The organism is Azospirillum griseum, assembly GCF_003966125.1.
GTDB classification, from domain to species: Bacteria; Pseudomonadota; Alphaproteobacteria; order Azospirillales; family Azospirillaceae; genus Azospirillum; species Azospirillum griseum.
In genome coordinates this window covers 128,197-146,564 of sequence record NZ_RXMA01000001.1, presented here as the reverse complement: position 1 = coordinate 146,564, position 18,368 = coordinate 128,197, and the positions used below count along the sequence as shown (strand labels likewise).

Annotated in this window: 19 protein-coding genes, 2 tRNA genes and 1 pseudogene; 15 read left to right on the top strand and 7 right to left on the bottom strand. The window is 65.8% G+C overall.

Features of this window, described 5'->3' with window-relative positions:
- Positions 1-161, top strand: a 161-nt coding sequence (locus EJ903_RS00715; protein ID WP_148105273.1) for a transposase domain-containing protein, incomplete at its 5' end; no start/stop codon positions are given.
- 19 nt (positions 162-180) lie between these two features.
- Positions 181-387, top strand: a pseudogene (locus EJ903_RS00710) (IS701 family transposase); the annotation flags it as partial.
- A 136-nt stretch (positions 388-523) separates the two neighbouring features.
- Here EJ903_RS00710 and EJ903_RS00705 read toward each other — a convergent pair.
- Both EJ903_RS00705 and EJ903_RS00700 read right to left on the bottom strand, forming a co-directional pair.
- On the bottom strand, positions 524-1,909 hold the full coding sequence (locus tag EJ903_RS00705; protein ID WP_210211355.1) for a hypothetical protein: 1,386 nt from the start codon (positions 1,907-1,909) through the stop codon (positions 524-526).
- 106 nt (positions 1,910-2,015) lie between these two features.
- On the bottom strand, positions 2,016-2,909 hold the full coding sequence (locus EJ903_RS00700; protein WP_158627854.1) for a peptidoglycan-binding protein: 894 nt from the start codon (positions 2,907-2,909) through the stop codon (positions 2,016-2,018).
- A gap of 236 nt (positions 2,910-3,145) precedes the next feature.
- Between EJ903_RS00700 and EJ903_RS00695 the strand changes: the two genes are divergently transcribed.
- From EJ903_RS00695 to EJ903_RS00685, 3 genes are all read left to right on the top strand, one after another.
- Positions 3,146-3,916 (top strand): class II glutamine amidotransferase, encoded by a 771-nt coding sequence (locus EJ903_RS00695; protein WP_126611184.1) that lies wholly within the window; start codon positions 3,146-3,148, stop codon positions 3,914-3,916.
- Positions 3,917-4,049: 133 nt separating this feature from the next.
- Complete coding sequence (locus EJ903_RS00690; RefSeq protein ID WP_126611182.1) at positions 4,050-4,670, top strand: FMN-dependent NADH-azoreductase; 621 nt, start codon at positions 4,050-4,052, stop codon at positions 4,668-4,670.
- A gap of 119 nt (positions 4,671-4,789) precedes the next feature.
- Positions 4,790-5,479, top strand: a complete 690-nt coding sequence (locus tag EJ903_RS00685) for a glutathione S-transferase family protein (RefSeq protein WP_126611180.1) — start codon at positions 4,790-4,792, stop codon at positions 5,477-5,479.
- A gap of 9 nt (positions 5,480-5,488) precedes the next feature.
- Here the strand turns inward: EJ903_RS00685 and EJ903_RS00680 are convergent, their stop codons facing one another.
- Positions 5,489-6,382 carry an adenylate/guanylate cyclase domain-containing protein gene (locus EJ903_RS00680; protein ID WP_246015040.1) on the bottom strand — a complete coding sequence of 298 codons (894 nt, stop codon included), beginning with the start codon at positions 6,380-6,382 and terminating at the stop codon, positions 5,489-5,491.
- A gap of 155 nt (positions 6,383-6,537) precedes the next feature.
- Between EJ903_RS00680 and EJ903_RS00675 the strand changes: the two genes are divergently transcribed.
- From EJ903_RS00675 to EJ903_RS00665, 3 genes are read left to right on the top strand one after another with little or no spacing between them, the layout of a single operon-like run.
- Positions 6,538-7,182 (top strand): TetR/AcrR family transcriptional regulator, encoded by a 645-nt coding sequence (locus tag EJ903_RS00675; RefSeq protein WP_126611176.1) that lies wholly within the window; start codon positions 6,538-6,540, stop codon positions 7,180-7,182.
- On the top strand, positions 7,179-8,135 hold the full coding sequence (locus tag EJ903_RS00670) for an HlyD family secretion protein (RefSeq protein WP_126611174.1): 957 nt from the start codon (positions 7,179-7,181) through the stop codon (positions 8,133-8,135). Before EJ903_RS00675 ends, EJ903_RS00670 begins: the two co-directional genes overlap by 4 nt.
- On the top strand, positions 8,132-9,103 hold the full coding sequence (locus tag EJ903_RS00665) for an ABC transporter ATP-binding protein (protein ID WP_126611172.1): 972 nt from the start codon (positions 8,132-8,134) through the stop codon (positions 9,101-9,103). Before EJ903_RS00670 ends, EJ903_RS00665 begins: the two co-directional genes overlap by 4 nt.
- Before the next feature lie 65 nt (positions 9,104-9,168).
- Here EJ903_RS00665 and EJ903_RS00660 read toward each other — a convergent pair whose 3' ends face one another.
- Positions 9,169-9,537 (bottom strand): hypothetical protein, encoded by a 369-nt coding sequence (locus tag EJ903_RS00660; RefSeq protein WP_246015039.1) that lies wholly within the window; start codon positions 9,535-9,537, stop codon positions 9,169-9,171.
- Positions 9,538-9,695: 158 nt separating this feature from the next.
- Here EJ903_RS00660 and EJ903_RS00655 point away from each other — a divergent pair, with 158 nt between their 5' ends.
- From EJ903_RS00655 to EJ903_RS00630, 6 genes are all read left to right on the top strand, one after another.
- Positions 9,696-10,829, top strand: coding sequence for an ABC transporter permease (locus tag EJ903_RS00655; RefSeq protein ID WP_126611784.1), 1,134 nt, complete (start codon positions 9,696-9,698; stop codon positions 10,827-10,829).
- Positions 10,830-10,940: 111 nt separating this feature from the next.
- On the top strand, positions 10,941-11,900 hold the full coding sequence (gene mepA, locus EJ903_RS00650; protein WP_126611170.1) for a penicillin-insensitive murein endopeptidase: 960 nt from the start codon (positions 10,941-10,943) through the stop codon (positions 11,898-11,900).
- Positions 11,901-12,074: 174 nt separating this feature from the next.
- Positions 12,075-13,001 carry a methyltransferase domain-containing protein gene (locus EJ903_RS00645; protein ID WP_246015037.1) on the top strand — a complete coding sequence of 309 codons (927 nt, stop codon included), beginning with the start codon at positions 12,075-12,077 and terminating at the stop codon, positions 12,999-13,001.
- Between the two features lie 196 nt (positions 13,002-13,197).
- Positions 13,198-13,284, top strand: a tRNA-Leu gene (locus EJ903_RS00640).
- 3 nt (positions 13,285-13,287) lie between these two features.
- A tRNA-Ala gene (locus EJ903_RS00635) sits at positions 13,288-13,363 on the top strand.
- Between the two features lie 244 nt (positions 13,364-13,607).
- Positions 13,608-14,774: a glutathionylspermidine synthase family protein gene (locus tag EJ903_RS00630; protein WP_126611166.1), complete on the top strand. Its 1,167-nt coding sequence runs from the start codon at positions 13,608-13,610 to the stop codon at positions 14,772-14,774.
- 71 nt (positions 14,775-14,845) lie between these two features.
- On the opposite strand, the gene EJ903_RS00625 is transcribed toward EJ903_RS00630, so the two are convergent.
- The gene (locus tag EJ903_RS00625; protein WP_126611165.1) at positions 14,846-15,322 is read right to left on the bottom strand and encodes a phasin family protein; all 477 of its coding nucleotides are present in this window, start codon (positions 15,320-15,322) and stop codon (positions 14,846-14,848) included.
- 320 nt (positions 15,323-15,642) lie between these two features.
- Positions 15,643-16,155 carry a phasin family protein gene (locus EJ903_RS00620; RefSeq protein WP_126611163.1) on the bottom strand — a complete coding sequence of 171 codons (513 nt, stop codon included), beginning with the start codon at positions 16,153-16,155 and terminating at the stop codon, positions 15,643-15,645.
- Between the two features lie 468 nt (positions 16,156-16,623).
- On the opposite strand from EJ903_RS00620, the gene EJ903_RS00615 reads away from it, so the two are divergent.
- A complete protein-coding gene (locus EJ903_RS00615; protein WP_126611161.1) occupies positions 16,624-17,379 on the top strand; it encodes a proteasome-type protease in 756 nt (251 codons plus the stop codon).
- 19 nt (positions 17,380-17,398) lie between these two features.
- Here the strand turns inward: EJ903_RS00615 and EJ903_RS00610 are convergent, their stop codons facing one another.
- Complete coding sequence (locus EJ903_RS00610) at positions 17,399-18,196, bottom strand: hypothetical protein (RefSeq protein WP_126611158.1); 798 nt, start codon at positions 18,194-18,196, stop codon at positions 17,399-17,401.
- Between the last annotated feature and the right edge of the window lie 172 nt (positions 18,197-18,368).

Genomic DNA, 18,368 nt, shown 5'->3' with positions numbered 1-18,368 from the left:
TCATGTACGGCCTGATCACCACGGCCACGCTCAACGACGTCGACCCCCAGGCGTGGCTTGCCGACGTGCTGGCACGCATCAACGACATACCCCAAACCCGTCTGCGCGAACTCCTGCCCTGGGAATGGAAGGCAATCCGCGAACAGCAAAAAGCGGCCTGACTGCGGTACTCGGCGGATGCTTACGTTGGAACTCGGGCTGGGGCATTGCGAGGGCCGCGGCTGGCGGGGCTTTCACCACCATGCCACGTTGTGCATCGCCGCCTATGGCTTCCTGGTCCGTGAGCGGGCCGCGATTCCCCCCTCGGCTTCATCCCGAACCGGGCGCCTCGAAGCGCCTGCGCTATCTGAAGGTTACCGCCCTCGCGGTGCTCCCGCTGCGCCCTGAGCGGCACGTCCCAACTTCCATCACCATCCTGCGCATCGCCATCGCGCGAATGCTGGGCCAAACGCTTGAACGATGTCCGTGCTGCCACAGAAAATATAAACTCATGACACAGTAGAACGAACGACATCCGAGGAATTCATTCATTACCTGCGAGCGTGGCGTTTGGTTGTTCAGGGATGGCCCCCACAGCCAGACTGTCGCCAGTCGGTCCGTTTTGCCCCAGCGCATCGCCCGCCGACAGCAGTCGCAGCGCAAGATGTTCCACCGCCTGATCCTGCTCCATGTCGTAGAGGAGTTGGGCGGTCATCCGCCCGCGCGTCAGCAGGCGTTCGGCCTTGCGTCGGTCGGGTGGCTGGGCGAGCAGGGACGCGATCAGGTGGTCGCCCAAAGACTGGCCCACCTCCAGGCTGCGGGCGATCAGGCGATCCTTCAGCGTGTCCACGGTGGGGGGGCGGTCGTCGTGGGTCAGATCGGCACAGAAATGATGCAGGCTGCGCAACTGTCGCAGCATGGCGGCGAACAGCAGATCGTCCAACTCACCGCCCGCCGCCGCCCGGCCGACCAGATCGAACAGCGTGTCGGACAAGCGCCAAACCGACCCCAGCCAGTCGGTCATCGCCTTGCGGTCGGCGGGTTCGACAAAGGGGCCGCTTTCCTCCTTGCTCTCGCTCTGGTCGTCCAGGTTGCGCATGGCAATGACGACCAGACCATCGGCCTGGGCCAGCGTGGCGAGGCTGGCGTGCAGCGCCCGCAGCCCCCGGTCGGTGGAGAAGCCGTCCAGCGCCTCGGTGGCGCGGCGCAGGGAAAAGCGGGCGAGGCGGCGGGCCTGATAGGTGGTCTCATGCAGCGCCGTGGTGGCGCCCAGCGCATCCAGCACCATGCGCCGCACCTCGAACCGCAGCAGGGCGCGGGCCAACCGGTCGATGCCGCCCTCGTCGATGGGGGCGGTGTCGCGGGTCAGGCGGTCGGCGGTGGCGCGGGCGTCGGCCTCCATCGCGTGGACCACGGCGACCAGATGGCCTCGGCCGCCGCCGCGCAGCCGTTCGACCAGGGCGCGCATCGCGTCGGCCACATCCACCGCGCTGGGCAGGCTGGCGTCGTGCAGGGTCTGGTTCCGCACCAAGCGGTCGATCAGATGGTCGCGCACGCCCGGCAGCAGCACGTCGGTGACGATTTGGCCGATGGGGCGCAGCAGCGCCTCCAGCATCCGGCCCTGCGGTTGCCCGACCATTCCGGCCAGCGGGTTGATTGGTTTGGGCGTCAACCGTGGCCGATGGGGTTCCAGCAGATCGAGCACGCTGTCGGCCCGGACCGGGGTGATGGCCCCGCGCAGCAGGCTGTTCAGCCGCAGGATCGTCCGCGCCTCGTCAATCGCGCGCGGCGGCTTGGCGGCGGCATCATCCGGCGAAGCCGGGGTGGGAAGGGTGGGCAGGATGTGCGACGGGACCACGACCCTCCGCGCAGCGGGCGTGGTTCCACGCCGCTGCTGGGAGGTGTCGTATTTGGTCGGCCAGAACGCCATGTCCGCTGCACCGAGATGCGTTAGTCACTCCATCAACTATGGGGAGGGACCGCGTCCGGTTCAAACGGATATTTTTGTGACGATGACCGGAGTCCGGTGGGATCGGTCAGGCGGCGACCGCCGGATGATTGGCCAGCGCCGCGCGCGTCTTCGGTCCGGCGATGCCGTCCACGCTCAGCCCGGCGCTTTGCTGGAAGGTGCGGACGGCGTTGGTGGTGGCGGAGCCGCTGACGCCGTCCACGCTCAAGGGCGGCTTGGCCCCGGCGGCGTTCAGCGCCGTTTGCAGCCATTTGACCGACCCGTCATCGGCCCCGATGCCGCCGGAGGTCGGTGCCGCTGCCGGGGCCGAGGCGTCGCCGTTGACCAGCGGGTAAATCTTGTCGAACCAAGCCTGCCGGTCGTCCAGGCCGTTGTAGCCGCCGTTGATGCGCCGGGTGATGGTCCGGATGTCGTTGGCGTCGGCGGCGGCGTTCAGGTTGCCTTCATCCCATTCGTGCAGGGCCGGTTTCAGGGCGTGTTCCGGGGCGACGATCAGGTCGGGGTTGTTGTAGAAATCCACCCCGGCTTTGTCGCCCATCCGCTGGAAATTTGCCCCGCCGGTGGTCTGCAGCATCCCGCTGCCCCGGTAGCGGTAGCCATCGCCGGGGCGACTGTTGCCCAACTCCTTGGCCTTGGGCGGGTTGCCCAGGCCATAAACGCGCTCGGCCAGCGCCTGTTCGTTGCGCAGCAGGCCGTCAACCTCCTCGGGCCGGATGGCAGCGGAATGGTTGCCCACGCCGAAGATCGCGAGCAGCCGGTCGGCGGTGGTGTAATACAGGCTTTCGTACAGCACGGTGCCGCCACCGGTTTCGTGCATCATCTGCGCCAGGAAATGGGCGATGCGCAGCGGGGTGGTGATGCCGAATTGCGCGAACAGCGCGTCGCACTGCTGGAACGCGTCCATGTAGTTCGGCTTGATGCGCGGGGCGACTTGCTGAACGACGGCGGCGATGCTGGTCATGGCACCCTTCCCGGTGGTGGATGGTTGGTGGATGGTCGGCTGGAAACCCGCATAACGCGATGTCCGCCGATCATCTTCTCTCTTTTCCACCCGCAATCGGGCCATGGCAAGGGAATGCTGGAAACAGGCAAGGGTCTGTTCTGCGCCCGCAAAGGGGTGACGTGGCGGCTGTGTCTGTCGTAGGTTGGGCGTCCGACACGATTTTCGACGACGAGCGGTCACGGGGACTCAAGATCATGTGCGAACTCCTGGGCATGAGCGCCAACGTGCCCACGGACATCTGTTTCAGCTTTCGCGGCCTGATGCGGCGCGGCGGCCAGACCGGCCCGCACCGCGACGGCTGGGGCATCGCCTTTTACGAGGGCAAGGGCTGCCGGACCTTTCATGACCCGGCCCCGAGCTGCGAATCGGAAATCGCCGAGTTGGTCAGCCGCTATTCGATCAAGTCCTGCACGGTGATTTCGCACATCCGCCGGGCGAATCGGGGGCGGGTGGCCCTGGAAAACACCCATCCCTTCACCCGCGAACTGTGGGGGCGGGTGTGGACCTTCGCCCACAATGGCCAGTTGAAGGGCATCAAGAACCGCCTGTTGACCTTCTACGAACCGGTCGGCTCCACCGACAGCGAGCACGCCTTTTGCTGGCTGCTCGACCAGATTCGCATGCAGTACCCCGAACCGCCCAAGACGATGGCCGGCCTGATGCGGTTGATCCGTCATCTGGCCGCCGATCTCGGCGCGCTGGGGGTGTTCAACATGCTGCTGACCGACGGGCGGTATCTGTGGTGCCACTGCGCCACCAACCTCGCCTGGCTGACCCGTCGCGCGCCCTTTGGGGCCGCCACGCTGTTGGACGCCGACATGAGCGTCGATTTCGCCAAGGAAACCACGCCGAACGACATTGTCACCGTCATCGCCACCCGGCCGTTGACCGTGAACGAGGCGTGGACGGTGATGAAACCCGGCGAAATGGTGGTGTTCCGCGCTGGGGAACCGGTGGGACGGTGAGATGATTGTTGTGCCCCTGGCAACGTATTGTCGCCAAGCCGTTGTCTTCTCGGATCATTGTTCGTGGTGCATGGTCGGTTCCAGACATTGACCGGCGCGCCGCCGGTCGCCACCGACCAGAAGGCTTCCCGCCATGACCACGATCCTGCACATCGACTCCAGCCCGCTCGGCACCGCCTCCGTCACCCGCCAGTTGACCGCCTCGGTGGTTGAGGCGCTGCGCAAGGCCGATCCGGCCGCCGCGTTGGTCTACCGCGACGTCGCCGCCAACCCGCCGGACCACCTCTCGGGCGAACTGCTCCAGGTCGTGAAGTTCCGCAACCTGGATGGCCTGAACGACCGCCAGCGCTCCGAACTGGCCCTGACGGACGAGCTGGTGGAGGAGTTCCTGGCCGCCGACGTCGTCGTGGTTGGCGCGCCGATGTACAACTTCTCGGTCCCGACCCAGCTCAAGGCGTGGATCGACCGTCTGGCCCAGGCGGGCCGCACCTTCCGCTACACCGAAAAGGGGCCTGAGGGGCTGGCCGGTGGCAAGCGCGTGATCGTCGCCTCGGGCCGTGGCGGGGTCTATTCGACCAACCCGGCGCTGGCCGGTCTGGACCACCAGGAAGCCTATCTGCGCACGGTGTTTGGCTTCTTCGGCATCACCGACGTCAGCTTTGTCCGCGCCGAAGGCGTGTCGATGGGGCCGGACGCCAAGACCGCCGCCTTTGCCAAGGCCGACGCGGTGATCGCGGAGCTGGCCGCCGCCTGATCGCGGCTCCCCTGTCCTCGGACAGGGTGTGTGTGGACATGGATTGATCGCTGTTGGGGCGATGGCGTGGCCTTGCGTGGGTGCGTCATCGCCCCATTTTTCTGGAAAAGGGGCTTGCCATGCCGACCTTGACGCTCGTCAGCCATCATCTGTGCCCCTACGTCCAGCGCGCGGCCATCGCGCTGACCGAAAAGGGCGTGCCGTTCGACCGCATCACCATCGATCTGGCCGACAAGCCGGAGTGGTTCAAGGCGTTGTCGCCGCTGGGCAAGGTCCCGTTGCTGCGTGTGGCCGAGCCGGGCAAGCCCGAGGGCGTGGTGTTCGAATCGGCGGTGATTCTGGAGTATCTGGAAGACACCCAGGCCCCGGCCCTGCACCCCGCCGATCCCCTGGAACGGGCGCGTCATCGCGGCTGGATCGAGTTCGGCTCCAGCATCCTCAGCGCCATCGCCCGGCTGTACGGGGCCAAGGACGAGGCGGCCTTCGCCAAGGAGCGCGCGGAAATCGGCGCGCTGTTCGACCGGGTGGAGGCGGCCTTGGGCAATGGCCCCTATTTCGTCGGCCCCTATTTCGCCGGTTCGTCCTTCGGGTTGGTGGACGCGGTGTTCGGGCCGATCTTCCGCTATTTCGACGTGTTCGAAACCGCCGCTGACCTGCGTCTGATCGATGGGCGGGCGAAGGTGGCGGCGTGGCGCGCGGCGTTGGCGGAGCGCCCGTCGGTGCGCGGGGCGATCGCCGCCGACTATCCCGAACGGCTCGTCACCTTTCTGCGCAACCGCGACAGCGTCATCAGCCGCCGTCTGCTGTAACGGGGACGGTCAGGCCAACTCGCCGCGAAAGGCGATGACGTGGTCCTGGCCTTCGTCGCGCACTTCGGCACCGAAGCCGATCAGGCCACTGCCGACCAGCTTGGTCGAATCGCGGCGCAGCACCACCGGGGGCGACCCGCCGCTGCGGATGAAGCTGCCGTTGGTCGAATGGTCGGTCAGGATGAAGCTTTCCCGGCTGAAATCGATCACCGCGTGCTGGCGTGAGGTCTGGCGCGAGGCGATGCGCAGGCCGCTGCTTTCCTCCCGCCCGATGGTGACGCGGGGCAGGGCGCGGCTCATCAGAATATCCTGACCGCGATAGGACAGGTGCAGCGTCAGCATGGCGTTGGCCCCGGTGTGGGCGGAATAGCCCAGCGTCGTGCTGTCCTGCGCCTCGTCCACCTCCGCCGTGGTGCGGATCTGGTGGACGCGGATCGGGATGGCTTTTCCCTTCATCGCCACGTTGCTCAACAGTTTGGTCAGCGCCAGCAGGTCGGGGGCCAGGCCGCCGATCAGCGCCTCCGTCGCCAGGATTTCGCCGGGGCGGGCGATCTGCTGCACCCGTGCGGCGACGTTGCAGGCGTCGCCGTAGAGATCGCCAATTCCCTCGATCACCGGGCCGTGGTGGATGCCGATGCGCAACCGCAGACCGTAATCCTCCTGCGCGGCCATCATTGCCAGCGCCGCGCGCACGCTGTCGTCGGCGGCGGGAAAGGCTCCGAGCAGACCATCGCCCAGGCTCTTGATCACCGCGCCGCCATGCGCCGTCACCAACTGCCGCAGATGGGCCAGCACGCGTTGGGTCAGGGTTGCGGCGGTGACGTTGCCGATCCGCTCGTACAGCATGGTGCTGTCGGCGATGTCGACAAACAGCAGGGCGAGAGGCTTTTCCAGGGCGGGCAAGGCCGACATTCCATGACAGGCGGCGGGCAACGACGGACCGGACTGTAGCACAGGTGGACTGTGGGGGCGACCGGATCGGTCAGGGAGGGGATAACCCTTGGATCATTGCGGATTTCATGTTAATAACTGACCAGTCAGTTATAAACGATGCGGCGATGCCACCCTCCGACTCCACCGATCAACCGCGTTGGCGACGCCGAAAGGACGACCGCCCGCAGGAAATCGTCGCCGCAGCCATGGACGTGTTTGCGGAACGGGGGTACGCCGCCGCGCGGCTGGACGATGTGGCCCACCGCGCGGGTGTCAGCAAGGGCACGCTCTACCTTTACTTTGCCAGCAAGGAGGAGCTGTTCAAGGCGGTGGTCCGGGCGGCCATTCTGCCCAATCTGGAACGGGCTGAACGACTGGCCGAAGGGGCACCGGGGCCAACCATGGCCCTGTTGGACCGCATTCTGGCGATGGCGGGAGAGATGATCGCCACCTCGCAGGTGGCGATCATTCCCAAGCTGGTGATCGCCGAGGCGGGGAATTTCCCCGAACTGGCCGCCTTCTATCACCGCGAGGTGATTCAGCGGGTGTTCGGCTTGTTGGGCGGGCTGTTGGAGCGGGGCATGGCCCGTGGCGAGTTTCGACCGCTGCCCATCGACCACACGGTGCGGCTGATCGCCGCGCCGCTGCTGATGAGCGCGATGTGGCGCAACAGCTTTGATGCGGTGGCTCCGTTGGACGTGGCGGCGTTGATCGCCACGCACCGCGATCACCTGCGCCGGGTGTTGCTGGTGACGGAGGATGCGCCATGACAGGAATGATGGACACGGTTGTGGGTCTGGTCTTCGGGGTGCTCCAGGCGCTGGGTTTGGCGGGCGGCGCGGCGGTTTCGCCGCTGGCGCATGGCTATGTCGAAGGCGAGTATCTGCGCATCGCCGCCCCGGCGGCGGGGCGGTTGGAGCGGTTGGAGGTGACGCGTGGGCAGAGCGTGGCGGCGGGTGCGCCGCTGTTCGCCATCGACCGCGCCACCGCGCAAGCGGAGCGCGACCGGCTGGCGGCGGCGCTGGCCCAGGCCCGCGCCCAGCGCGCGGATCTGACCACCGGCAAGCGGGCGGAGGAAATGGCCGTGCTCGCCGCGCAGCAACTCCAGGCCGAAGCGGCCCTGCGCCTGTCCGCCGCCGAATTGGAGCGGCAAACCGCGCTGGCGGCGCGCAAGGTGTCCTCGGAGGACAAGCTCGACAGCGCGCGGGCGGCGTTTGAGCGCGACCAGGGCCGTCTGGCGGAAACGCGGGCGCAGGTGGTCGTGGGCGGTCTGGGCGCGCGCGCCGAGCAGGTGCGCGCCGCCGAACTGGCGGTGGTGCAGGCGCAAGCGGCGTTGGCGCAGGCCGATCAGCGGCTGGCCGATCTCGCGCCCAACGCGCCGACGGGCGCGCGGGTGGAGGACACGCTGTTCAACGTGGGCGAATGGGTCCCCGCCGGAGCGCCGGTGGTGACGCTGCTGCCGCCCCAGCGGGTCAAACTGGTGCTGTTCTTGCCGGAAACCCAGATCGCCCGCACGCCCCCCGGCACCCGGCTGCGCGTGCGTTGCGATTCCTGCCCTGCGGATGTCGCGGCGCGTGTCACCCACGTCGCCACCCAGGCGGAATACACCCCGCCGGTGATCTACAGCGTCGGCAGCCGGGAAAAGCTGGTCTTCCGGGTGGAGGCGGCCCCGGATGTGGCGCTGCCGCCGGGCCTGCCGGTGGATGTGGAGGCGCTGCCATGACCGTCCCATCCGGTTCCGCAGCCCCAACCATTGCCCCTCCCGCCATCACTCCCGCAGCCATTGACGTGCGCGGGCTGGTCAAACGGTTCGGCGACAAGCTGGTCGTCAACAACGTGTCCATCCGGGTGGACACCGGGGCGATCTATGGCTTTCTCGGCCCCAACGGATCGGGCAAGACCACGACGATCCGCCTGCTCTGCGGGTTGCTGACTCCCGACGCGGGGGAGGGGACCTGTCTGGGTTTGAACATCCGCACCCACAGCGCGTTGATCAAACGGCAGGTCGGCTACATGACCCAGAAATTCAGCTTCTGGGAGGATCTGAGCATCGCCGAGAATCTGGATTTCGTCGCCCGCATGTATGGGCTGACCCAGCGCCGCCGCCGGGTGGACGACGCGCTGGAGCGGTTGGGGCTGGCGAACCGGCGGCGGCAGTTGGCGGGCGAGTTGTCGGGCGGATGGAAACAGCGGCTGGCGCTGGCCGCCTGCATTCTGCATGAACCCAAGTTGTTGCTGTTGGACGAACCGACGGCGGGCGTCGATCCCAAGGCGCGGCGGGAGTTCTGGGACGAAATTCACCGCCTGGCCGCCGATGGCCTGACCGTTCTGGTCAGCACCCATTACATGGACGAGGCGGAACGCTGCCACGAGATCGCCTACATCGCCTATGGCACGTTGATGACCCATGGTCCGGTCGAGCGGGTGATTGCGGGATCCGGTCTGCACACCCGCATCGTGTCGGGGGGTGATTTGGCGCGGGTCGAAGCGGCGCTGGCCGGTCACGCAGGCGTCGAGATGGTGGCCGTCTTTGGCAGTCGCCTGCACGTCAGCGGCTTGGACGGTGCGGTGTTGGACGCGGCGCTGGCCCCTTGGGCCGATGGCGGGAATTGCCGGGTGACGGCGGCGGACCCGACGCTGGAGGATGTCTTCATCCACCTGATGAACCGCAGCACGGACAATTTCCAATGATGCGGCAAACACAACACAGAAACAACGCGGGGGCGTTGGCGCGAATGGCAACGCCCCCGGCGGTGTTATTCCTTGATGGCGCTGGTGACGCCGGTGCTCTTGTTCCACTTCAGGGTCAGCTTGGAGATCTGGCAGAGATCCAGGCCTTCCCACACGGCGGTTTCGCCGTCGTCATAGGCAACCTTCATATCCCACTTGCAGGTCTTCTCGGCCTTGGCAAAGGTGACGTTGAAGTATTCACCGTCGTTCAGGATGTCGCGGCCCAGAATGTCTTCGTCCCAGCTGTTGTTGTTGGTTTCGGAGACATAGATGTGCTTCAGCGGATAACCCGTCTTGTTGACGATGGTGAAATCCTGCTGCCCGGCCAGAGCGGCGCCGTGCATCAGGAACAGAGCGGCGGCAAAAGCGGTGCTCTTGGCAACAAAAGCCTTCACGACGAATCTCCAGAGAAAAGAGTAAACAGCAGATCCACTTTCTTCATAGGAACTCGGGCTTTGTCAAGGGGCGGCCGGAGAAAAAATATTGCTGCGTCAATCAGTTGCATTCTTTCGGCGCTGAAACAGAAGCGCAACCGAATGGCGAGGGTGTCATGATGGGATCCTTTTCGTTTGGGCGTCTGCTCGCGGTGATGGTGAAGGAACTCATCCAGATGCGGCGGGACCGTCTGACCTTTGCCATGATGGTCGGCGTGCCGATCCTGCAACTGATCCTGTTCGGCTTTGCCATCAACGCGGACCCCAAACGGCTGCCCACCGCCCTGTTGGTCGCCGATCCCAGTCCCTTTTCCCGGTCGTTGACGGCGGCGATGGGCAATTCCGGCTATTTCGACCTGCGCCACAGCGCGACCGACCCGACCGAGATCGACCGTCTGCTGGCGACCGGCCGGGTTCAGTTCGCCATCACCATTCCCGTCGGGTTTTCGCGCGATCTGCAACGCGGTGAACGCCCGACGATGCTGGTGGAAGCCGACGCGACCGATCCGGCCGCCACCAGCAACGCCCTGGCGGCGCTGGCGGTGATCGCCCGGCAGGCGTTGAACGCGGATCTGGTCGGGCCGCTGGCCGGTTTGCGCGCCGACCCCGACCCCATCGATCTGCGGATTCACCGCCGCTACAACCCTGATGGCATCACCCAGTACAACGTCGTGCCCGGCCTGATGGGTGTGGTGTTGAGCATGACCATGGTGATGATGACGGCCCTGGCCGTCACTCGCGAGCGGGAACGCGGGACCATGGAGAATCTGCTGGCCATGCCGGTCCGCCCGTTCGAGGTGATGTTGGGCAAGATCGTGCCCTTCATCGGTGTCGGCTACATCCAGGTCGTGTTGATCGTTGCAGCCGCGCGGTTGCTGTTCGGGGTGCCGATCGTTGGCAGCCTGTGGCTGCTGTCGGCGGTGCTGGTGGTGTTCATCGCCGCCAATCTGGCGGTTGGCTTCACCTTTTCCACCCTGGCCAAGAACCAGCTGCAGGCGATGCAGATGTCCTTCTTCTTCTTTCTGCCGTCGGTGCTGCTGTCGGGCTTCATGTTCCCGTTCCGGGGCATGCCCGGTTGGGCGCAGACGGTGGGGGAGGTGCTGCCGCTCACCCATTTCCTGCGCATCGTGCGCGGCATTCTGTTGAAGGGAAACGGATTGGCCGAGATCGCCGGGGAGCTGGTGCCGCTGGTGGCCTTTCTGGCGGTGGTCACGGCGCTGGCGCTGAAACGGTACCGTCAGACCCTGGACTGAGAATGGCTGGACGGGTGCCGTCGGCTGTGTTTCAAACCCGTCATGGCCTTCCATGATTCCTTAAGAGTCGCCGTGGTAGGACCAGTTCCGGGATGAATTGGCGGGGGCGTCATGCTGCGTTTTGCGGTGGGTGTGGTTGCGTGCGTCGGTCTGCTGACCAGCCTGGTCGGGGATGCGGGCGCGAAGGAGCGCAAGAGGGCACCGCGCAAGCTTCCGCCTTACGCGTCGAGCGTGGCCTGGGCCGCCGTGACCGGCCCGTCCCTGGGGGGGGCGCGGTCCATCGGTGGCTACGCGGCGGGCTGCATCGCCGGGGCGCAGGCGCTGCCGCCGGAGGGGGCCGGGTATCAGGTCATCCGCCTGTCACGGCAACGCAATTTCGGCCATCCGCAACTGGTGGACAGCGTGAAGAGCTTTGGTGCCAAGGTCGCCGCCGCCGGGCTGGGCACGGCGTTGATCGGTGACATGGGGCAACCGCGCGGCGGGCCGATGCCGATGGGGCACGCCAGCCACCAGACCGGGTTGGACGCCGACATCTGGCTGCGGCTGGATCTGCCGCCGATGGCCCGCAGCGGGCGGGAAAGCCTGGAGGAGATCAAATTCGTCGATCACGACCGGATGCGGGTGAACGAGGGATGGTCTGACCGACAGGCCCGCTTGATCCAGATCGCGGCGAGCGACCCGCGCGTTGCCCGCATCTTCGTCAACCCGGTGATCAAACAGGCGATGTGCGGCCATGCTTGGAGCGACCGTGCGTTTCTGGGCAAGCTGCGCCCCTGGTTCGGCCACGACGGCCACATGCACATCCGCCTGAGCTGCCCATCCGGCAGCCCGGAGTGCGAGGATCAGGCCCCCCAGCCCGACGGCGACGGCTGTGGCGAGGAGTTGGAGTCCTGGCTGAACCGCCCGCCCGTCCCGGCGCTCGAGCGTCCGGCGTTGCCGGCCAGCCGCCCGACTCCGCGCACCGCCAATGTGCCCGCCGCCTGCGAAGCCGTGTTGAAAGCGCCGGGAACGCGCGTGGCGGCGTTGCCATCCACCGCTTTGGGCACGTCCGTCGGCACGCCGACGAACTGAAACGCTTTCTTAACCATTTTCCGCTTGCGCGGGCGGGCGGTCTGAATAGCCTGCATACGCAGGGGGTTGTTCGCCGGGATCGGTCTGGTCCACCCGGTGCTGTGGGGAATGAAGGCGCGACCGATGCGGGGGCGTCGGGGGCGGTGTGATTCGGCCAGAGGGGTGGGTGCGGCGATGACGGACAAGGGTGGCGGATCAGGGCCGACGTTGAAATCGCGCCTGCACGCGTGGTGGGAAGGCTATGACCTCTCCGGTGCGAAGGGCAAGAAGGAGGACACGCCTCCGCCCCCGCCGCCGGTGGAGCAGCCCGGCCCCGGTATGAACCGGTGGGGCAAGCCGCTGTGGACGGCCACCCGGATCGAGGTGGCGGAAAAACTGTGGGGCGAGGGCTTCAACACCCCTGGCGGGGCGGAGCACATCCCCTATCTGGTCAAGCCGTTGGGGTTGAACCCGGCGATGAGCGTGTTGGATCTGGCTGCCGGTCTGGGCGGGACCAGCCGCACCATGGCGGGCAAGTTCGGCTGTTGGGTGACGGGGCTGGAGGCGTCGGAACTGATGGCGAAGGAGGGCATGGTCCGTTCCTTCAAGATGGGGCTGGAGAAGAAGGCTCCGGTCGAGACCTTCGACCCGGAAAAATTCCATTACCCCAAGCGTGTGGACGCCATTGTTTACAAGGAGGGGCTGTTCTCGGTTCGCGACAAGGATCAGATGTTCGATGGCATCGAACTGGCGATGAAGCCGCGCGGCCATCTGCTCATCACCGATTACATCGCCGAACCGGACAAGATCGGGGCCAAGGCGATCCAATCCTGGTGCGACAAGGAACCGCTTCAGCCCCATCTGTGGAACAAGGACCAGATGGCCAACGCCTTCGCCCAACGCAATCTGGATCTGCGCATTTCGGAAGACATTTCCGATACCCATCGCAACCTGATCCTCATCGCCATCCAGGGCTTGGTCGAGCATCTCGAAAAACACACGATGGACGCCAGCACCAAGGTGGCGGTGATGGAGGAGGTCGAGATGTGGGTGCGCCGTGTCGCTGCGATCGAGGCGGGGATGCGGGTGTTCCGTTTCTATGCGATCAAACCGGCGGAGTGATTGGGCGCGACCCAGCGTTTGCCGGGGGATTATGGCGGGCGGGCGGCATTGGACCGCGCCGCCCGTTTTCGTTTGACGACCGTTTCTGCTTCAGGAGCCGGTTCCGGGAAAAATCGGGCGCGCATCATTTTTCCCTTGCGGCAGCGGCCGTTGCTGGGTACATAGAGCGCCCCGCGTGACCCCAAGTAACGCGGACGCGCTTGTGGCGGAACTGGTAGACGCGCTAGGTTCAGGTCCTAGTGATCGAAAGGTCGTGGGGGTTCGACTCCCTCCAAGCGCACCAAAAGGGGCCGTAGCTCAGCTGGGAGAGCGCCGCAATGGCATTGCGGAGGTCAGGGGTTCGATCCCCCTCGGCTCCACCATTCCTCAACAGAGGTTTTTCCCTCAACAGAGCTGTTGAGTGACGCACAGCCGCTGCGCGCCCGCGCGGGGGCTTTTTGTGTTGGTGCCTGAAAAAGTCACGTTCTCTGCCAATTTGGTGATGATCCGCAGTGGCGCGATGGTGTGTGCCGCGCTACACACAGCGCGCAACGGCGGTTGGGCAGCGCTGTTTCCAGGTGTGCCCGACGTCCCCGTTGATTTGACACGGACGGTCCTGGTTCGATCATGCGTCGCATCCCCTTGAAACCGCGCGCCGACTGGCGTCCCGGCCTTCGCAAATACCCCTTTGGCGTCCGTGCCATGGCCGCCGGCACCGGCTGGCGCGAGGATGTCGGCTATGAGTTTAGCGCTCATCAGATTGACCTGATCGAAAGCGTTGCCGACGAACTGCACACCATGATCGGCGCGGCGGTCCGCTACGTCATCGACAACAAGATGTTTGCGTCGCTCGGCATCCGGGGCGAAGCGGTGCGGATGCTGGAAGCGTCCTGGACCGATTATTGGGCGGCGGGCCGACCGAACGAGCGGGCGGGTGGTCTGGTCGGGCGTCTGACCTTGGCCTATGACGGGCGCGACAGCGTCAAGCTGCTGGGGTGCAATTTCGACGGCGGGGAAGGGCTGTTCGCCGCGTCGATCATTCAGCGCAACTGGCGCGAGGCGATGGCCCCCGACGTCAGCCAGTTCAATGGCCTGCATGAAGCGTTGGTGGAGCGTTGGGAGGAGTTGGCCGCCGGGGTGCCGGGGCGGACCCGTGTCCACCTGACCTGCGACACCCCGGATGCGGTGCGCGAGAGCGAGCTTGCCTATCTGGCGGCGACGGCGGGGGAGGCCGGTTTGGACACCCGCCTGTTGCCGCTGCACAGCATCCGGTGGGACGGTCGCCGTTTCAAGGACGATGAAGGGCAACCGATCTCCTGGCTGGCCAAGCTCTATCCTTGGGATCACCTGTCGGAGGATGAGTTCCTGCTCCGTCTGAAGGGTGGCGGGATGAGCCTGCTGTCGCCCCTGTGGTGCTGGCTTTGGTCCAATCATGGGCTGCTGGCGGTGCTGTCGCACCTCTATCCCCGCCACCCCAACCTGTGCCGGGCGGCGCTCGACGCCAGCGTGCTGGGGCCATGCGACGCCGTCACGGCGCGGGCGCTGCGCGGCCTGGACGCCGCTCCCCAGCGCTTTTACGAGCGTGGATCGGTGGTGTTGGACGACGGGCCGCAGGTGGACGCCAACGGCGCGGTGTGGCTGGAAACCCCACCGGGATTCCGCAGCGACGACGTCCACGCCGTGCTGCACGCCTGGATCGTCGCCGACAAGTGCCTGGGCATGGCGGTGCGCGAATCGACCGATCCGCGCGTTGGCCCGGACGCGTCCTTTGTGCCGCACCTCTACCGGATCTGATGCCCTGAAACGCAAAACGCCCCGCCGGTGATGGCGGGGCGTTTCGTGTCGGCGATGGGTGCGGCGCGCGATCAGGCGGCGACCGGCTTGCCCAGCGTTTCGACGGTGACGTTGACGCGCTCGTTGAGCGGGGCCAGCGCCTCGTTGGCGATCTTGACCGACAGTTCCTGGAGCTTGGTGCTCTCGGTGACGAAGGCGTCAAAGCTGGCCTTGGCGTAGGCGTTTTGCAGCTCGATCAGCTCCTGGATGGTCTTGACCGCCAGCAGGGCCTTGCCGTTCGACACGCTCTTTTCCAGCGAGGACTGGGTGAAGGCGGCGACCTGCTTGCCAGCCTCTTCCGCGCCCTTGGCGACGATGGCCGACGACTTCACAACGGCGTCGACATTGCCCTTCGCCAGAACCGACAGGTCGTCGTAGCTCTTGCGGATCTGGGCGGAGGCCTTTTCCACCTGCTCCTGCTGGGCCTTGACCAGACCTTCCAGGTTTTGCTTGGCGGTGGCGACGGCGTCTTCGATGGACTTGGTGGCGGCGGCGAACTTGTCGGACATGTCTATGCTCCTTCTGCCCCAGGGTGAGGCGACCGCGCGATCCCGCGATCGCAGCAATCGGCGCGGTGTGGTTGAGTTCCCCGGATCCCGCCCGGCGGGCATCCGGATATGCTGCACCGCAACATAACCATGATGTACCGCGACCGGCGGGTGGCTGTCAACGCATATTGTGCAATGCAGCATACGGGTTGACCCTAGCTGCCGATCCTGAATGTCCGTTCGACGAGATGGCCCCAAACGCACACGGCCCGGCCACCCTTGCGGATGACCAGGCCGTGCGTTCGGCCGCTCGTTGAAGCTGCCAATGATCTGCCAGGACGTTAGGCGGCGAGCGGCTTCGACAGGGTTTCGACCGTGGCGTTGACGCGGCCGCTCAGCGGGGCGAGCGCGTCGTTCGTCACCTTCACCGACAGCTCCTGGATGCGGGTGGCTTCGGCGACGAAGGCGTCGAAGCTGGACTTCAGGAAGCTGTTTTGCAGTTCCACCACCTCTTGCAGGCTCTTGGCGGTCAGCAGCGCCTTGCCGGTGGTGATCGACTGGTCGAGAACGGATTGGCTGTAGGCCACAACCTCGCGCCCCAGATCCTCGGCCCCCTTGGCGGCGATGGCGCTGCTTTCCAGCAGGGCGTCCACGTTGGCCTTGCTGGTGGCCTGCAGATCCTCGTAGCCCTTCAGAAGCTGGGCGGTGGTCTTCTCGAACTGTTCCTTGGCGGCGGCGCTGGTCTTTTCGAACTGCTTGACCGACTGCTCCTGACCGGCCTTCACCAGACCTTCATACTGTTCCTTGGCCTGGCTGGTGACGAGTTCGAGGGAGGTGGCCGAAAACTTGGTCATGACGCGCGTTCCTTCCTGGCTGGTGCCGGCCCCGCCCGCCTTGATGGCGTTGGGCGTGAGATGTGGCCCCGGCCCGCCGATAGCGACTGCGGATCGCGAAGCCTGCCGACAGCGGTTTCCGTGACGATGAGACGTTGCGGGTTCAGGCCCGGCGTTGGTTGGGTCGCCCGGCCTTATGCTGCGCTGCAATATAAGGAAACTATGCGAGACCGGGGTGGGAGTCAACAGCATCCTGTGTGCGCTGCGGCATTCTTCGGTTGGCCGAGGCCCGGTCCGTCTCCACGGAATCCCGGGTTGCGGTCAGACCCGGATTTTTCCTTAACCAAGGCTTTACCGGATGTGCGAGAAGTGTAGCGCGAAGCCGCTCCACGCGCGCTTCAGACAAAAGTAAGAAGCGGTGTGCCGAAGCGCCGCATCCGACCTTTGCCCGAACAATTGACTGGCCCGCCCAGACAGGACCTTTCACGCATGACCTATTGCCTTGGCATCAAGACCCGCGACGGCCTGATCGGTCTGTCGGATGGACGGATCACCAGCGGCTCGCAATTGTCGTCCGCCCGCAAGGTGACGATGATCGGGAACGACAGCGACCGGTTCTTCATCATGAATTCCGGCCTGCGCAGCGTCCGCGACAAGACGCTGGCCTATCTGCGCCGCGACATGGCCAAACGGCGGAGCGAAAGCTATTCCACGATGCTGGACGCGGTGTCGGCCTTCACCGCCTGCCTGCGTCAGGTGGCCGCCGAGGACCGCGAATCACTGGAAGCCTCGAAGCTGCATTTCAACCTGCACGCCATCATTGGCGGGCAATTGGCGGAAGACCGCGAACCCTACATGTTCCTGGTCTATCCCGAAGGCAATTGGATCGAGGTGGACGAGCGCACGCCCTACCTCTCGATCGGTGCCACCGCCTATGGCAAGCCGATCCTTGACCGCGCGCTGACCTATCAGACCGACATGCAGACGGCGCTGAAGCTGGCCTATCTGTCCTTCGACAGCACCCGTTTTTCCACCAACGACGTCGGCTTCCCCATCGACATGGTGTCCTACCACGCCGAAAAGCGAACCTGGCGTCAGTCCCACTACGACTATGACGATCTGGGTGAACAGCGTCAGTGGTGGAACCGCAACCTGACCGAACTGGCCCGCCGCATGCCCGATGGTCCGTGGGTCGAAACGCTGGTTCCGGACAGCCTGCGCGTCCGCCATCCGGCGGGTGAATGATCGGCGTCAGCCGGTTGAGTCAGCGGTTGAGCAACTCCGCCAGCGCTCCTTCGGGCAACCAACGCCCGAAGGGCGCGGTTGGGCCAACCAGACCGTCGCGGTCCGCCGTGAGGTCGAACGACACCCCGTTTTCCAACCGATGCCGGTTTCCGGTCGCGGCGGTGGCCGCTGTGTCGGGGGCGGGCAGGGCCGGAAAAGGGATGGTTTGCGGATCCAGCGCCCGCGTGGGTTCCAGAAAGGCCGCGTCCCGGAAGGGCGAGGCCGGATAGGGGTGAACGGCGAAAAACCAACGCCCACCCCGACACCCATTGATCAGCCAGTAGATGCCGCTGGATGGCAGCCGCAGCGTGGTCGTGGGTGGTTCGAACGCCCCCCGCTCCTTCAACCGGGCCAGCACGCTGGCGAATTGCGGTGCGGTCAGACGCAGGGTTCCGGTCTGGCCGCGCGCGGCCGACAGCGGGTCGAGCGGTGTCAGACGGGCCAGATTGGTTGCCTCGATGACGCGGGCCTCAACCAAGGCGCTGCCGCCGTCCGTCGGGTCGGTCGCGATGTCGTAGGTGCGGATGTGCTGGTTGTAATCGGCGTTGAACACCACGCGGTAACGGTCGCCGTCCTCAACCCCGCAGCGCGCGCGCAGGTCATCCCCGCTCAGATAGCTGAACCAGATCAGCTTGCGGGCCACCGGGTTGTCGGTTGGGCCAATGGACGAACAGCCCGACAGGGCCGCCACGACCAAGACGGTCAACGCGGCGCGGCGCAGGGGACGGTGGGCAAGGCGGGCGAGCGTGCGAAGGGCGGGGCGGCGGCGTCTCATCATGGTCTTGCCTTGCGTCCTTGGAGTCTGGTACGAGAACGGCCTGCCGAGTCCTGCGGTCCGTGGTCTGCGCAGCGCGCTTGGCCTTTATGGGATATGGCGGTTGACCGGGCGCTGTCAAATCACCCCGCGCTGTGGGTGGCTTGAAGCGTCGGATTTTCCCATTTCGTTCGTT

Excerpts from the sequence above, each read along its gene's own strand:
- EJ903_RS00705 (WP_210211355.1), bottom strand. The coding sequence starts at position 1,909 with ATGGCGTTCTGGCCGACCAAATACGACACCTCCCAGCAGCGGCGTGGA.
- EJ903_RS00700 (WP_158627854.1), bottom strand. The coding sequence starts at position 2,909 with ATGACCAGCATCGCCGCCGTCGTTCAGCAAGTCGCCCCGCGCATCAAG.
- EJ903_RS00695 (WP_126611184.1), top strand. The coding sequence starts at position 3,146 with ATGTGCGAACTCCTGGGCATGAGCGCCAACGTGCCCACGGACATCTGT.
- EJ903_RS00690 (WP_126611182.1), top strand. The coding sequence starts at position 4,050 with ATGACCACGATCCTGCACATCGACTCCAGCCCGCTCGGCACCGCCTCC.
- EJ903_RS00685 (WP_126611180.1), top strand. The coding sequence starts at position 4,790 with ATGCCGACCTTGACGCTCGTCAGCCATCATCTGTGCCCCTACGTCCAG.
- EJ903_RS00675 (WP_126611176.1), top strand. The coding sequence starts at position 6,538 with ATGCCACCCTCCGACTCCACCGATCAACCGCGTTGGCGACGCCGAAAG.
- EJ903_RS00670 (WP_126611174.1), top strand. The coding sequence starts at position 7,179 with ATGACAGGAATGATGGACACGGTTGTGGGTCTGGTCTTCGGGGTGCTC.
- EJ903_RS00665 (WP_126611172.1), top strand. The coding sequence starts at position 8,132 with ATGACCGTCCCATCCGGTTCCGCAGCCCCAACCATTGCCCCTCCCGCC.
- EJ903_RS00655 (WP_126611784.1), top strand. The coding sequence starts at position 9,696 with ATGGGATCCTTTTCGTTTGGGCGTCTGCTCGCGGTGATGGTGAAGGAA.
- mepA (WP_126611170.1), top strand. The coding sequence starts at position 10,941 with ATGCTGCGTTTTGCGGTGGGTGTGGTTGCGTGCGTCGGTCTGCTGACC.
- EJ903_RS00645 (WP_246015037.1), top strand. The coding sequence starts at position 12,075 with ATGACGGACAAGGGTGGCGGATCAGGGCCGACGTTGAAATCGCGCCTG.
- EJ903_RS00630 (WP_126611166.1), top strand. The coding sequence starts at position 13,608 with ATGCGTCGCATCCCCTTGAAACCGCGCGCCGACTGGCGTCCCGGCCTT.
- EJ903_RS00625 (WP_126611165.1), bottom strand. The coding sequence starts at position 15,322 with ATGTCCGACAAGTTCGCCGCCGCCACCAAGTCCATCGAAGACGCCGTC.
- EJ903_RS00620 (WP_126611163.1), bottom strand. The coding sequence starts at position 16,155 with ATGACCAAGTTTTCGGCCACCTCCCTCGAACTCGTCACCAGCCAGGCC.
- EJ903_RS00615 (WP_126611161.1), top strand. The coding sequence starts at position 16,624 with ATGACCTATTGCCTTGGCATCAAGACCCGCGACGGCCTGATCGGTCTG.
- EJ903_RS00610 (WP_126611158.1), bottom strand. The coding sequence starts at position 18,196 with ATGATGAGACGCCGCCGCCCCGCCCTTCGCACGCTCGCCCGCCTTGCC.